The sequence below is a fragment of the Vibrio sp. MMG023 genome (assembly GCF_021654215.1).
GTDB classification, from domain to species: Bacteria; Pseudomonadota; Gammaproteobacteria; order Enterobacterales; family Vibrionaceae; genus Vibrio; species Vibrio jasicida.
The window spans coordinates 45,831-61,676 of the sequence record NZ_JAKFZP010000009.1; the positions used below are offsets into that span (position 1 = coordinate 45,831).

Genomic DNA, 15,846 nt, shown 5'->3' on the forward strand with positions numbered 1-15,846 from the left:
TTAGCCCGTATGTGTGTTTAGTGGTGTTTGAGTTCGCGTATTTTCCAAAGCTTGAAAATCGCAGGAATAACGAGAAGTGTTAGTAACAGAGCTGAGGCCATGCCACCAATCATCGGTGCTGCGATACGCTGCATTACCTCAGAGCCAGTGCCCTCACCGTACATGATTGGGATAAGACCGATGATCACAGTAAGTACCGTCATCATTACCGGGCGAACGCGCAAGCCAGCGCCTTCTTGAATCGAGCTACTCAAATCATCTACATTCAGTGATTTGCCCTGCTCTTTGGCATCCAATTTGGTGTAGTGCCATGCTTGGTTGAGGTACACCAACATGATGACCCCGATCTCAACAGCAACTCCAGCTAGAGCAATAAAACCAACGCCTACCGCAATTGAGAAGTTGTAACCAAGGTAATGCATGAGCCACAAGCCACCTACCATGGCTAACGGCAGAGTCAGCATGATGATCATCACCTCACCAATACGGCGGAAACTCAAGTAAAGCAAAAGCATAATGATGGCAATCGTAATAGGCACCACGACACCCAAGCGCTCTTTCGCTCGCTCCATGTACTCATATTGACCTGACCATGCAATTGAATAACCTGCAGGCATATCAAGTTGCTCTGCAACCGCCTGCTTTGCCTCTTCAACGTAAGAGCCTAAATCTCGACCATCGATATCAACAAACACCCAACCATTTGGACGAGCATTCTCTGTTTTAATCATTGGTGGTCCATCTTCATAGCGCACATCAGCCACATCAGCTAAGGCAATTCTAGCGCCACTAGGGGTAACTAATGGCAGTTGCTTTAGCTTAACGACTGAGTCACGGTAATCTTGTGGATAACGGACATTAATTGGATAACGCTCAAGGCCTTCAATCGTTTCTCCAACGTTCATACCACCGACAGCGGTAGAAACTACCTGTTGTACCTCTTTGATGTTAAGACCGTACCGAGCTGCCGCTGTTCGATTGATGTCAATAGTGACATAGCGACCACCGGCAACACGCTCTGCGTATACAGAAGCAGTGCCGGCAATATTGTTAAGAATAGGTTCTAGTTGAGCACCTATCTTCTCAATTTCGCCCAAATCACTCCCTGCGATCTTGATTCCAATTGGTGTTTTGATACCCGTTGCCAACATGTCGATGCGTGTTTTTATAGGCATCACCCATGCGTTAGTTAAACCAGGAAATTGAATCAAGTCATCAAACTCTTTTCGTAGCGACTCAGTTGTCACGCCCTCACGCCACTGATCACGCGGTTTAAGCTGAATAACGGTTTCAATCATAGTTAAGGGAGCAGGGTCTGTCGCAGTGTCAGCACGACCGACTTTACCCCATGTTGTCTGTACTTCGGGTACCGTCTTAATTAGCTTGTTTGTCTGCTGAACCAACTCTCGCGCTTTACCAATAGAAATACCTGGATAGGTGGTTGGCATATACATCAAGTCACCCTCATCAAGAGGAGGAATGAACTCACTACCGAGCTTCATTGTTGGATAATAAGCAGACCCCATAAGAGCAATAGCCAATACAATCATGCTTTTCGGGTGCTTGAGACTAATATTCAGTAAGGGCTTGTAAAGGGCAATTAGACCTTTATTAATAGGGTTCTTGTTCTCTGGTAATATTTTACCGCGAACAAGATATCCCATGAGCACCGGCACTAACGTAATAGCAAGGCCGGCTGCTGCCGCCATTGCATAAGTTTTAGTAAAGGCGAGTGGCGAGAACATCTTGCCTTCTTGACCTTCCAATGCGAATACAGGAACAAAACTTAGCGTGATGATCAGTAGCGAGAAGAACAGCGGTGCACCAACCTCTTGCGCCGCATCACCAATCACTTGCCATCGGTTTTTGTCAGTCAATGGAGTCCGTTCAATGTGCTTATGTACGTTTTCTATCATAACGATAGCACCGTCTACCATTGCACCTATCGCGATTGCAATCCCTCCTAGCGACATGATATTGGCGTTGATACCTTGCCAATGCATGACAATAAAGGCTCCTAAAATACCGACAGGGAGACTCAATGCGATAACGAGCGAAGACCGAATATGGAATAGGAACAACGCACATACAATAGCGACAACAATGAACTCTTCTGCAAGCTTTTTCCAAAGGTTCTCAACCGCTGCATTGATTAACGTAGAACGATCGTAAGTAGCCACTATCTCAACACCATCAGGCAAGCTACCCTGAAGCTCGTTTAGCTTATCCTTAACATTATTGATCACTTCGCTCGCGTTTTCTCCAAAACGCATGACAATTACGCCACCTACGGCTTCGCCCTCTCCATTTAATTCAGAGATTCCTCGTCTCATCTGTGGTCCGAGGTCAATATCAGCAACGTCACCTAATAATAGGGGGGTTCCTTTTTTGCTTACCTTGAGTGGAAGCGCTTTAATGTCATCAATACTAGACAAGTAACCAGTGGTTCGAACCATGTGCTCAGCTTCTGCAACTTCTACTACGGACGCACCACTCTCTTGGTTACCATCTTGAATAGCCATATTAACTTGTTGTAACGTGAGGTCGTATGCACGCAATTTAGCCGGATCAATTTGCACTTGATATTGTTTAACCATACCGCCAACAGTCGCAATCTCAGACACCCCATCAACTGTTTGTAACTCATATTTCAAGAACCAATCTTGTAAGCTACGCAATTCGGCTAAATCATGCTGTCCGGTTTTGTCTTGCAATACATAACTATAAATCCAGCCCACACCTGTCGCATCCGGACCAAGGGTTGGCTTAGCGCTTGGGGGAAGGTTTGGAGCTACTTGACTTAAATATTCGAGCACTCGAGAGCGAGCCCAATACATGTCAGTATCATCATTAAAAATGATATACACGTAGGAATCACCGAAGAACGAATATCCACGAACAGTTTCTGCACCAGGAACGGCAAGCATAGCCGTTGTAAGCGGATACGTGACTTGATCTTCTACTACTTGAGGAGCCTGACCCGGGTAACTTGTTTTTATGATAACTTGTACGTCTGATAAATCAGGTAAGGCATCTACAGGAGTGTTTTTTACGCTATAAAGCCCACCAAATACGAGGGCAAAAGTGGCTACCAACACTAAGAAGCGATTGTTGATAGACCAGCGAATAATGGCACCTATCATTACTTATCCTCACTTTTAACTAACTCTTTGAGAAGATAATCGGATCCTTGTTTCTCAACTAGAAACCGAACTTTGTCACCCTCCTGAAAACCTGAGAGTTCAAAGTCACCACCGACTGAAAAGTTGAGCTCACCTGCATCCCAGGACCAATCAGCCACAGGGGCATGATTTAGTGTCACCATACCAAAGTCTGCCATTAACATAGAAATATCACCGTCTATCCATACTTCTGTATTTATGCTCAGCTCACTGACTTTGTAATCAACGATTTCATATTGACCCGATTCAGATTTTTTCATTTCAAAGTCGATCATTTTCCCTTTTGAAAGTGGTCCCATTTCAACCTGCTCTGACACCATAAAGTTCATGGTCATTCCTGGCCAATCCCACTCTGGAACAGGCTTATGATTAATCGTTAGCATCCTATGCCCAAGCATTGCATCAGTAATTTCACCTGTTGCCCAAGCCGTTTCGGCAGTCGGTTCGATGCCATTGATTCTTGATAGGTCGGCAGACTGACTTGACTCAGAGTCCAACATGAAGTGCGCTGATGTAACAACACGATCTCCTCGTTGCAATCCCTTTATGACCTCAATCTTGTCAGCGGCTTCACGACCAACTTCAATTCTGGCAGAGCGATATTTTCCTTCTCCCTCAGCCAGAACCACGCGAGTCATACCGCCAGAACGGATGACTGAGGAGCGTGGAATGGTTAACACTTCATCACTTGATACCGGTTTCAGTGCGACGTTAGCGAACATATTCGGCTTAAGTTCACCTTGTGGATTATCGAATCGAAGGCGGACACGCAATGTACGCGTACTAGGGTCAAGAATAGGATAGACATAATCCACTTCACCATTCCATTCTCCACCTGGTAAGGCATCCAACGTCATGGATGCTTGACTGCCTTGTCTAATCCAATGAGATTGACGCTCAAAGACTTCTGCATCTACCCATACTTGATTCAAAGGACCTGCGCTGATCACCGCTTGAGCTGGAGAAAGGTAGCCACCTTCACGAATATTGAGGCTTGCAATAACGCCGTCTGCCGGCGCTTTAATTTCAATGGTTTGTGACGCTTTACCTCGACGGGCGATAGATTTAATTTGATTGCGGTCAACCCCCAAAGTGATCAAACGATCGGTAGCACCTTGTATCATTCCTTTACGCTGGCTCTTATAGGCACTGATCAGTTCTTCTTGTGCTTTTACAAGCTCTGGGGAATACAGAGTGAACAGCGTGTCACCTTGTTTCACTTTTTCACCAACAGCATTGATATAAAGCTTTTCAACCCAACCCGATACTCGAACATTGGTCTGCCAAAGTTGACTCTCATCAAAGGCGACATAGCCGACAGTTTCGATGCGTGGTGCAAGCACTTCTTGCTGCACAGTATCTGTTTTAACGCCAAGGTTATTTTCAACAGCAGGATCAATTTTCACTGTTCCTGGCTTGTCGTTACTACCATTGAGATCATCAGCATAGACAGGAATAAGATCCATCCCCATAGGGGACTTTCCTGGCTTATCTCGCTGATAGTTTGGGTCCATCGGTGCGACCCAGTACAGAGGTTCATCACTTGATTTAGACTCAGAAGCTATCATTCCAACCATGTTATGGTTCATGCCTGAAAGGTAAATATTCGCTCCGAACCCCAATGCACCACCAACCAGTAGCGCTAGGCTTGCAACTTTAAATGTACTCATCTTGATTCCTTTATTATTGTTCTTTGTACTGAGTGTTTGGCGCAGAAACTTGATATTCGAAACCACCAAGTAACATGGATAACTTGCTATTGACCTGGTTCATATCGGTGATTAGGCGAGCAAGCTCCATTTGAAGAGCCAATTCATCGGTTGATGCAGTGATGACATCACCAAACTGAGCAGTATTGTTCTGATAACCGCGCTCAACCGCTTCAATGCGGGCTTTGGACTGAGGTAATAAGCGCTCTTGGTAGCGCTGAATGCGTTCAATGAGATTCATTCTGTCCGTCATTAATGCGTTTACTTGGGCGTTCATTTGAGCGAGCAGCGTATCTTTTTGATACTGCGCTGCGCCCACTTGGTATTGAGCGGCCGCTACATTTTTATCTTGGCGGTTATCAGTGAACAAAGGGATATCCATAGTAAGATAGGCACTCAGCAAATCTGAAGCTGGCTCACCTTTCATGTTGTCAGATTGACGGTAGGCATACATCACTTCGACACCAAATTGTGGTGTATAAGATTGTTCAGCAACCTCCACTTGGGTGCGATTGGCAGAGATGTTGGCGTCAGCCATTTGCGCCATAGGATGTTGGTTAAGCAGTGAGTAGTACTGAGTGTTGCTGGTTTGCTGCTCTAAAAGCGTATTCAAACGCGACCAGTCTAATTGATAGCCTGCCTGATTCGAATCAATGGAACGGTGATTTAACCACTCTGAGCCTAGCCATTCTGATAACTGAGCTACGGCTCGATTTTGCATTTGTTGATTCGATTGCAGCTTTTCGTCGAGTTTGTTGACTTTAAGTTGGGTGTTAAGCAGATCTTGCGCTTCACTCTTACCAATTGAGTAATTGGTTTGAATATACTGCTCCATCTCTACCATGAGACGTTGATTAGATTCAATCAACGTTTCTGCGTATTGAAGGTAGCCCAGCTCCAACCATAGTTGAGTAATACTATTCGCCACTTCACGTTCACGAACTTGAACCTGATAGGCCATACCATCGGCCTGTTGATTCGCTTTACGTTGGTTAAGATCTAACGTTGCACCCCGTTCAAACTGTTGCATTAATCCAACAGAAATGTTCGTCATGGGATCTTCGTCAAACTTAAATGAATCCACAGGTAAACCGCCAAAGCCCACCTTAAGTTTTGGATCCATGAGAGTCGAGCTTGCAACGCCCGTTTCACGCATCGCCTGTGACTGCGCAGCATATTGAGAGCGACTCGTATCATTTGCTAAAGCCGCTTCAATTAGTGCATTCAACTGCTGCGTCGAAGCTGAGATAGTTTGTGGAGTCGCGTTCGACCCCGAATGTGACAGGGCAGGCATTGCATAAAGTGCAATTGCAAACCCAAGGCTCAGGGGGTTAAATGCCCTGAAACCGTTTAATTCAATACTCATTGTTGTTTATCCACGATAAAACGATATGGACATACCTCAACTTCTGCCTTCCAGCAGATAGAATTGAGAGCTAAATAGTTATGATAGTTGAATTAAACAGAGGGTGGACGCAGTAAGCTCTGAATACGAGTTACTGTTACGCCTATTTTGATTGGGTGACGCAGAGCCTGTTCAGGTTCAGAGATGCTGATTAATCGAGAAGATGAGAGTGGAAAAAATACGCTAGTACACACACTTTTACAGCAGTCCCCACCAGAGGTAGATGAACCATCGCAATGAGTAGAACTATCGCTCTTTGTCATCTCTATATCCATCGGTGGGCAGCCTATCATCGCATGATGGCTTGCTGTAGTCTCAGACATTTCCATCGAGTCATGGTGAGAACGTTGGGTTTGAATTGAAGAGGACGATATTGCACTCATATCCATCATTGGCATACTCGAGACGTAGCTCGACATCAACATCGCTAAGATGCTGATAATCAAAATACTTGTTTGTCTCAAAGAGTCTGTCATATCGTACCTTTTCACTACGCGTTCATAATACATTATAAAAACTGATGAACAATAGTGATATTTCAAATTTATTGGTGTTAAAGATTATTGAAAATAAAGACGAATTCAGTTCGCTCATCCTTCGCATTTACTAAGATATCTCCGTGATGTGCTTTCATGATAGCCTTAGCTATAGGAAGTCCTAATCCAGCCCCAACACTTCCGTTATGGGCACGCGACTTATCTGAACGATAGAACCGTTCAAATATATAGGGCAAAGAGCTCAAAGGTATAGGCTCACCAACATTGCTGATTATCACCTTGTTGCTCGTTTCTGATTCGGAGATTACTACCGATATATCCGTATTATGGAAGCAGTGCCTCAACGCATTAGACAACACATTACCAAATGCTCGTTGAAGCATATCTTTGTCACCGAACAGAGTCGAGGAACCATCTAGGGTAAATCGAACATTTTTTTCTTCTGCCAACACATCATAATATTCAAGCAAAGGGTTGATTACTTCTCTCAACTCTAACTCTGCATCGGTCTTGTGCAGAAGCCTATTCTCTGATTTAGCTAGGTATAATGTATCTGAAATGGTCTTATTGAATCGCTCTAGCTCTTCGATGTTTGATACTAGAATGTCTTGATACTCTTCAACGGAGCGCTCTATACCAAGTGCCACTTGAGTCTGGGTCAAGATATTGTTCAACGGTGTTCTTAACTCATGAGCAATATCTGATGAAAACTCACTCAACCTGAGATAACCTTCTTGCAACCTCTCTAGCATTTCATTTTGAGAAATAATTAAGTTGCTTAACTCCTTTGGAAGTGAGTCACTTGGTATACGAATGCTGAGGTTGCTAGTATTCACTTGCTCGATATACTCTTTTAATTGTTTCAGTGGCTGTAACCCATTTCTAACAATGATTAATGCATAAGCACCCGATAAACTCAGTGTTAAAACTAATGTCCAAAATAGAATGGTATTTAGCTTGTCGAAAAACAGCTTGTGATGAGTCACATTCATTGCGAGCACGATCGCACCGTTTTCTACCTCAGGATAATCGAACTTAAAAGCATGAAAACGGTTGTTGCCTACACTCCATTCATATGAAGAGCTACCTATCAGCTCAGATGGAAGGTCAATAGCTTCATTGTTCGTTTGCACCACCTGTTGATTGTTTAATATCCAGGCTGAGATATCCCATGACTGGAACAAGTCTAGATCTCGCTCAACAGTACTTATTAAAGGAAGGAGTTTTGTTTCTAGGTGCCTATAGTCCTGCTCATTAAAATGGTTCTTGATAGCGTGTTGGATCGTTAAAGCAAACACGACTAAAACTACAAAAGAGGCTGTGACAAACATAAACACCAATTTGCGTGCAATTGATTGATTTAGTAATTTTTTCATTCTACGGCGTCATCAAGCTTGTACCCCATACCTCGCACGGTCTGGATAAGTTTGTTCTGATAAGGCTTGTCGATTTTCGTCCTCAATCTTTTCACTGCTGCATCAATGACATTCGTATCACTATCAAAGTTCATATCCCAAACAGCGGAGGCTATCTGAGTACGAGTGACAACTTGACCTTTCTTTGCAAATAGATACTCCAACAAAGAAAATTCTTTAGCTGTCAGAGGGATTGTGTCATTGTTGCGAGTCGCCTTTCGTTTAAGCAAGTCGAGGCTCAAATCAGCAATACATAGAACAGACTCAGTTTTAACTGTGGTAGTTTTATGACGCAATGCATTTTTGACTCTAGCAAGTAACTCGACAAAGGCAAACGGCTTGACAAGGTAATCATTCGCTCCCAACTCAAGCCCTTTCACTCTATCTTCCACCTGATCTTTAGCGGATAGAATAATGACAGGTGTAAAAATTTCACTGCTGCGAAGCGTCTGCAATAGCTGCCACCCATTCAGCTTTGGTAGCATAATGTCTAAGACTATCAGATCATAATCATTGGTAGTAGCTAAGTACAAAGCATCAACACCGTCGGCAGATAGATCTACAGTGTAGCCTGATTCAATTAAGCCCTTTTTAAGATAAGCTCCCGCTTTCTCTTCATCTTCTACAACGAGTAACTTCATATAAGAAAAATGCCTTGATTTCCTTGGATGTTATACATCGAGCTTGTGATTATATGATGGATTAGAAATTTGATTTTTCGTATTATTATCAAATAACAACACGTTTTCTATAATAGATGTCATTCCATTCCCTTCTTGTGACACACATAAAGTATCCAGTAAAGTACCGACCAAGTTCTGAGTATGGTTATGACCAATGAAAATATCGAGTTGGTAATGTGTGTTTAAAGCATGGGTATCAATTAGGTTCGCATGACTTCCACGCCCTTGTACTTGATAAATCGTGAAGCTTCGCACTCCTTCCTCTGCGAGGACCGATTCTATATCTTCAAGCTTTTGTTCCTGAAATATTACCGAAACTTTATCAATCATAGCTGCTCCTTAGCCCTTAGAACAAGTTAAGGTTCTAAGGGCTCTGCTGAGTTTAGTTGTTGCCATCTCGTTCTTTATAATGGACATAAAGATGTACTTTCGCTACATATTCTAGCTGACCTTGAGTATTCAATCTTTCTTGAACAGTTACATACCCTCCATCTTCTAGGTGAGTCTTATCTCGACCAATACCATAACTTCTTATAAGGACTAGAGCTGCATTTAAGTCTCGCCCGCTCATACCCTCAAACTCTAACAGTTTTTCTGCCCCTAACGTGTATGCTTCTTGTTTAGAGCCCACTGCATCAGTAGATACCGTTTTATGATCTACTCGACTAATGTAATTGCCACCGGTATACAACGGCTGAGCAATTGCAGCGGCGCTAGTCAGCAAAATAGAGCTAGTTAATAGCATTTTGTTTAATAAGTTCATTTACTTTTCCTTTTCTGTTTTGATGAACTCAGTTTAGCTAAATTATTGTGACGATTTCCGGCACTCAAATATGACATTTTTGTCATATTGAGATTTAGGTGGTAGGTAATCAAAAAACTTTTCACCACAACAAAATCAAGCAACCCTATAAGCAGCCTTGTTGTAATTGCGATGAATCCTGTGGCAATAAACGATAAAGAGCCGCCCAGTTAGCTGAGGCGGCTCTTTTTTACTAGAAAAAGTAAAGGGGATCTCTTTTTCTGATTACGAGTATTTCATTGGTTCAGCTACTCATCATTTTTTTGCACTCTTCTGGCATGTCTTCCATGTTCATGCTTTGCATCATTTGCATGTGTTCCATCATCCTATCGTGATCCTTCATCTTATCCGCGTGAGATTGCTTAACATGCACTTTCTCATTTTGCGCGACATTGTGATGTCGATGCTGATCATCGATGGAACTTGTTGCTAACACCGGCATCGCAACTAGACCACTAAATAACACTGATACATATAACTTTTTCATAACATCACCTAACCCTTACTTATGCTTTGAACTGTTGATTGTTTTCAATTTTTTCCACCGATTGCTCGTTGGCTTCGGAGTCTTTCTTTTCACTTGGCATCATCATCTTCATCATTAAACCATGCATAGCTAAACAGATGATTAATGGAACAATCGCACTACTAAGGTATGCCCAACTAAATATCTCTTGGCTAGAAGAGAGAATAAATAATGGAATACCCACCATTAATAACGCGCATAGAACCATCATCCATCCATGACCTTTATGATGACCATTCTTGTGACAATCTGATTTTTTGCTTTTCATTCTCTTGCTCTCCAAAATAACTTTAACTCGTTTAACTGAGACTCAGTTTATCGCAACGCTTAGATCAGGAGTGGGGAGGGGTTCATGACAATTTTGTCACCTTAGCCGTTTTTCTTACCCCAAAACCACCAGACTATAAACACGATTGCTGTAAGACCTAATATATTGACTAACATAGTATTACTCCTCATTGGTTGTAGAGGCTGAAGCTGGTGTATAAAAGCGCAAGCGATTAGCATTGGTTACAACAGTAACAGAGGACAGTGACATCGCAGCCCCAGCGATGATCGGACTTAATAGCCAACCCGTGAACGGAAACAGAAGCCCAGCTGCCACAGGAATACCCAAGCTGTTATAGATAAACGCCCCCCACAAGTTCTGCTTAATGTTTTTCATTGTGGCAGTACTGATCCCAATCACATCTGAGATACCGTGGAGTGAGCTGCGCATCAAGGTAATATCGGCACTTTCAATCGCGACATCCGTACCACTGCCAATAGCAAAACCAACGTCTGATTGAGCAAGTGCTGGCGCATCATTGATACCATCACCGACCATGCCGACAACATGCCCTTTCGCTTGCAACTGTTTAATCCAGTCAAGCTTATCCTCAGGCATCAATTCCGCATGATATTCATCAACATTCGCGAGTGATGCCACCGCCTTCGCTGTATTGTGGTTATCCCCCGTTAGCATCACGACATGAATGCCTTGCTGATGAAAACGATTTATCGCACTTCGAGCATCATCTCGAATCGGGTCACTGATACCGAACAGCGCTTGCACTTGAGCGCCTATCGCAAAATACACCACTGTGGTGGCTTCTTGCTCCCACTGCAATGCATGCTCTGTAACCAATTCAACATTGACGTTAAACTGTTTCATCAGCTTGCGATTGCCAAGCAACACGCGTTGACCCGCATACTGAGCCTGAACACCAAGTCCGGTTAATGACTCGAAATCTGACACTTCTGGTAAGCGCGCTTCATCACGCACCTCACTTTGAGTAAATGCGATTAACGCTTTAGCTAGCGGATGGTTAGATCCTTTCTCCAAAGCATTGACCAGAGGCAGAAACTCTGAATCATCTGACAACGAGACAAAATTTGTTACTTCAGGTTTACCTTGAGTAATCGTACCGGTTTTATCCAGTACGACGACATCCAACTCACTGGCTCTTTGTAACGCTTCTCCATTTCGGATTAGCCCGCCAAACTCGGCTGCCTTACCGACACCGATCATAGTAGAAATCGGCGTTGCTAGACCAAGTGCACAAGGGCATGCGATGATCAACACCGAGGTAGCTGCCACTATCATATAGACTAAGGAAGGTTGAGGGCCAAAGTTATACCAAACCAGCGCTGTCAGAATCGATAGAATCATCACGGTTGGTACAAACACTGAAGACACTTTATCGGCTAGATGGCTGATTGGTGGCTTTGAGTTTTGCGCGTTCGACACCATGCTGATGATCTGAGCAAGAACGGTATCACTGCCCACTTTCTGCGCCTCAAAAACGAAACTTCCGTGGTCATTAATCGTCCCGGCAGACACTGAGCTGCCCACTTGTTTAACAACAGGAATTGGCTCTCCAGTGAGCATAGACTCATCAATCGTTGTCTCGCCCTCTGTAATCACACCATCAACCGGGACTTTTTCACCGGCTCTAACCCGAATCAAGTCGCCTGTGATAACTTGTTCAATCGATAAAGACATCTCCTTGCCGTCACGAATCACCATGGCAGTTTTGACTCTCAAATCAAGCAAACGCTTGATAGCCTGCGAAGTTCTGCCTCGAGCCTTTAACTCAAGCGCCTGTCCTAAATTGATTAAACCAATGATCATGGCTGTAGCTTCAAAGTAGAGGTGCCTTGCACTTTCCGGAAGCCACTGCGGCCCGACAACGACCACCATTGAATAGAGCCAAGCGGTACCCGTTCCCAGCGCTATTAATGTGTCCATGTTCGCATTACGGTTCAGAAAGGCCTTCCAAGCTCCAGTAAAAAAGTGCTTGCCCGCACGGACTAAAATGAAAAATGTCACTAAACCTAAGGCCAACCATAGTAACTGCTCAGATTGCGTATTGACATTCATTGGTCCGCCGAACAGACCGTACACCATCAACGGTACTCCGAGACCAAGACCAATAACGCTTTGTTTTACTTTAAAGCGATACTCCTCAGATTCACGCTCTTCTTTGAGGTCATTTGCTAACGCCTGATCGACAATTTCTTCTGCGTCATATCCTGCGCCTTGTATCGCCTCAATTAGTACGCTGGCAGGCTGACTTGAAACCACGGTCGCCGTTCGATTCGCAAAGTTCACGTCAACAGAGTCGACACCTGACACCGATATAAGAGCACCTTCAATCGTGTTAACACAACTTGCGCAAGTGACACCGATTAATGACAGCTCGATACTGACATCCAACGCCTGTGTTGTTTTCACTTTGTTCGATTTAATTACATCCGTAGTTTGTGGTTGCGTGTCATCAGTCATATCGCTATAACCCAGTTCGACTAATACGCTTTCAATGTCATTGCCGTTCAAACTGCTATTCACAACCAATGTTTGATTTTCTAAATCAACAACCACTTGAGCAGCACCATCCAATGCACCTATCGCTTGAGTGATTTTACCCACACAGTGTTGGCAAGTAACATTAGATACTGATGTACGGTACTCTTGTTGCGTAGGTATTGAAGCCGCATAACCTAACTTTGCAAGGACTTCTATCGCGCTTTCTGGCAGCAACGTGGTTATGAGCTCTGCTCTGTTTTTCGTATCATTAATAGTGAAAGATACATCAGGGTCTCTTTCACGTAACCCATCTACAATTTTAGCGACACATCGGCCACAGTTAATGCCGGAAAGTGCTAGAGAATACTGTGTTGTGTTCATGTTAGTTTTCCTCGGGTAATACTTGATGGTGCTTCTCAGACCAGTCCTCGATTAAGCAACATAATGCGTTGCCGTTGGGCTCCATATCCGGTTTTTCATTCCACTCTGCGTAAGTTGCTTCCATCATGGCTAAATGGCGTTGTTGCTCTTCGATCTTTTGCTTGGTTTCTACGATTTTATCAGTCAGCATTTGCCTCACAGCTGGGCAAGGAGTCAGCTCTTGCTCGGAGTAATCAATGATTTCTTGAATCTGGCTAAGGCTAAAACCAATAGATCGCGCATGAGAAATGAACTTCAGGCGATTAACGGCACTTTGCTGGTACATCTTGTAGCCATTGTTGGGATCTCGCTCTGCATAAAGAAGGCCTTTTCTAGTGTAAAACCTGACTGTTTCAGCAGTCACACCTGCTGCTCTCGCAATTTCAGTTGTCAACATAATCCATGCCTCTGAAGGTTTAACGCACATGAAACTTTATTCGTTTTATGTTGCTAGCCAAAAATAAATGCGACTAAAAATATAATCACAAACAACCCAATAAACAGTTTAAGTAACAACTTAGGGTCACTGCTCCCACCGTTTGGGGCTTTGTTACAACAACTCATAACTATCTCCAATTCGTTACCAATGTGTATTAGTTGTAGCTTAAAACCTATGTGTTAGACATAGGTCAAGCATATTGAGAAAAAATTTAAGAGGAATATTATTGGTGAGGGATAAATTGGAAGCTAATTAAAAACAATGTAATGGACATTAACTCTAAATCATTTGGAGGCACTTCGAATTCAGATAGTGCCACGAATCGCTTGCCACATAGCTAAAAACACTAGAGTTTCTCAGCAACCCTCCCGGCCCAGTCTAAGATAGATTCAGTTGGAATACCTGTAGGGTGCCCCTCTACTGATTTAGGGTGAGAAATGCCAATGTGCTTTTTGAAGCCAAACATGGCATCCATTTCTTGTGTTGGCCATCCAAGAGATTTTGTCACCACGCCTTTTTTGATTCTAGAAAACTGATTTTTCCAGTTACGAGTATCGTTCTGCCTAACGCATTTGGTTGAGAGCCATTTATTCAGGCCCGTTACATCAACTTCGAGCAAGTAATTCACATGACTATTTCGCTCCACGACAACGCAACGAATCGTTCTCTTTGCATCAGAGTCAATCAAGTGGCATTTACTACGTCCAACCTGATCTAGCTCATGAGTGTACGAGTCAATGATTGTGCAGGCGTATTTTTCCTCTAGCATTTGCACCATCATGTTAAAGGCCGTAAAACGAGAGGCATACTCCTCTGATCTATCAGTGCAATCTTGCATACCTCCACCCATGTCTGCCGAAGGTATCTCACCATTACTGCCAGGTTCATTGGTACTGACCATATCACCAGCTTTCTTAGCTGCATCTTTGCTTCTATCTGGCCGATGACTTCTTTTAGGCGTTGTTGCTTTCGACGTTGAAAAACGATTTTTAAACCTTACTGAGCAAGTATTTTCACCTAGTAAGAATGCATGGTTAGCATCGGAAGCCTCACGCTCATCATCGATAATATGCTCTTCTGGCCGCTCGTATGGTTCAGGGCATTTTCCACCAGTGGTTGACTCTTGGCCTTCATCTGGATGCGTAAAAGAAGGATTATGGAAATAGACCCTAGACGGCATTTGAGCATTAATTCCAATATCCGTGATCTTTTCAACCAGAAAGTAGCGGCCACTTGCATCAAGCCGGCCTTCATACGAGAAAGACCACCCAGACATTTGAGGGGGGTCGAAGTGAAATAGCCAGCGCTTATACCCCATAGATACATCTCGGTCCTTCTCGACGTTAAAGTATCTAAAAATCGATTCAAATGAACGCTTTGCATTGCTATCAATAAGTAACCAGCTCAACATTGCTCTTGTTGCAGAATCATTGAATGCGGAAGGAGGGAAGTTTGATGTTTGCAACACTTCGATATTGGTATAATCCTCCTTGGTGTTGACTTCGACTTTGAAGTCGGTGAGCAAACGAGAAGACATTAATGACGCTCGCGATAAGTAAGAGCTGGCATAAAATAGGACCCTTGCCAACTCTAGCTGAGGAATAATCAGTTTAGGGGCAGCGCCTCGGTCTAATACAAATGCATGTTGCGCTGACTCTTTCTTTCTCAAAGACTCTGCTGACTCTGAGTCGGGGAACTCACTCAAGTTACTGTGTCGAAGGAGCTCATTACTTCTAAATTTATGACGCCCTCGTTTAGCGTAACTTTCTGATAACCCTCTTTGATTAATTATTTTTCCTCGATACAAAGCAGGAACGTTAGAAAATGCAGTCGCATGAAAATTATTTTTCTGCTGTGGGGGATAGCACCAAACCTCAATTAAAGGCCGGTAAGACTTATCACTTTCCCGCACCAATATCTTACCAGTATGAACTACACGCACATCATCATCACACTTGTAAAACCTCGCTCCCATCAGTC

At 43.5% G+C, this 15,846-nt stretch carries 13 protein-coding genes; all 13 read right to left on the reverse strand.

Features of this window, described 5'->3' with window-relative positions; translation table 11 throughout:
* Positions 1-17 precede the first annotated feature (17 nt).
* Positions 18-3,143: an efflux RND transporter permease subunit gene (locus L1076_RS23460; RefSeq protein ID WP_237304583.1), complete on the reverse strand. Its 3,126-nt coding sequence runs from the start codon at positions 3,141-3,143 to the stop codon at positions 18-20.
* Complete coding sequence (locus L1076_RS23465) at positions 3,143-4,852, reverse strand: efflux RND transporter periplasmic adaptor subunit (RefSeq protein ID WP_237304584.1); 1,710 nt, start codon at positions 4,850-4,852, stop codon at positions 3,143-3,145. Before L1076_RS23465 ends, L1076_RS23460 begins: the two co-directional genes overlap by 1 nt.
* A gap of 13 nt (positions 4,853-4,865) precedes the next feature.
* Positions 4,866-6,185: a TolC family protein gene (locus L1076_RS23470; protein WP_237304614.1), complete on the reverse strand. Its 1,320-nt coding sequence runs from the start codon at positions 6,183-6,185 to the stop codon at positions 4,866-4,868.
* Between the two features lie 164 nt (positions 6,186-6,349).
* On the reverse strand, positions 6,350-6,772 hold the full coding sequence (locus L1076_RS23475; protein WP_054963215.1) for a hypothetical protein: 423 nt from the start codon (positions 6,770-6,772) through the stop codon (positions 6,350-6,352).
* Between the two features lie 77 nt (positions 6,773-6,849).
* Positions 6,850-8,169 (reverse strand): heavy metal sensor histidine kinase, encoded by a 1,320-nt coding sequence (locus tag L1076_RS23480; RefSeq protein ID WP_054963216.1) that lies wholly within the window; start codon positions 8,167-8,169, stop codon positions 6,850-6,852.
* A complete protein-coding gene (locus L1076_RS23485) occupies positions 8,166-8,849 on the reverse strand; it encodes a heavy metal response regulator transcription factor (RefSeq protein WP_237304585.1) in 684 nt (227 codons plus the stop codon). Before L1076_RS23485 ends, L1076_RS23480 begins: the two co-directional genes overlap by 4 nt.
* Positions 8,850-8,879: 30 nt before the next feature.
* Positions 8,880-9,221 carry a P-II family nitrogen regulator gene (locus L1076_RS23490; protein ID WP_237304586.1) on the reverse strand — a complete coding sequence of 114 codons (342 nt, stop codon included), beginning with the start codon at positions 9,219-9,221 and terminating at the stop codon, positions 8,880-8,882.
* A 52-nt stretch (positions 9,222-9,273) separates the two neighbouring features.
* On the reverse strand, positions 9,274-9,654 hold the full coding sequence (locus tag L1076_RS23495) for a DUF3316 domain-containing protein (protein WP_237304587.1): 381 nt from the start codon (positions 9,652-9,654) through the stop codon (positions 9,274-9,276).
* A gap of 283 nt (positions 9,655-9,937) precedes the next feature.
* Entirely contained in the window at positions 9,938-10,180 is a 243-nt protein-coding gene (locus L1076_RS23500; protein WP_237304588.1) for a hypothetical protein, read from the reverse strand.
* 19 nt (positions 10,181-10,199) lie between these two features.
* On the reverse strand, positions 10,200-10,487 hold the full coding sequence (locus tag L1076_RS23505) for a hypothetical protein (RefSeq protein ID WP_074373098.1): 288 nt from the start codon (positions 10,485-10,487) through the stop codon (positions 10,200-10,202).
* 180 nt (positions 10,488-10,667) lie between these two features.
* Positions 10,668-13,388 (reverse strand): heavy metal translocating P-type ATPase, encoded by a 2,721-nt coding sequence (locus tag L1076_RS23510; RefSeq protein ID WP_077461582.1) that lies wholly within the window; start codon positions 13,386-13,388, stop codon positions 10,668-10,670.
* Position 13,389: 1 nt separating this feature from the next.
* Entirely contained in the window at positions 13,390-13,824 is a 435-nt protein-coding gene (locus tag L1076_RS23515) for a MerR family transcriptional regulator (protein WP_237304589.1), read from the reverse strand.
* 388 nt (positions 13,825-14,212) lie between these two features.
* Positions 14,213-15,841: a Tn7-like element transposition protein TnsE gene (locus L1076_RS23520; protein WP_237304590.1), complete on the reverse strand. Its 1,629-nt coding sequence runs from the start codon at positions 15,839-15,841 to the stop codon at positions 14,213-14,215.
* Positions 15,842-15,846 lie beyond the last annotated feature (5 nt).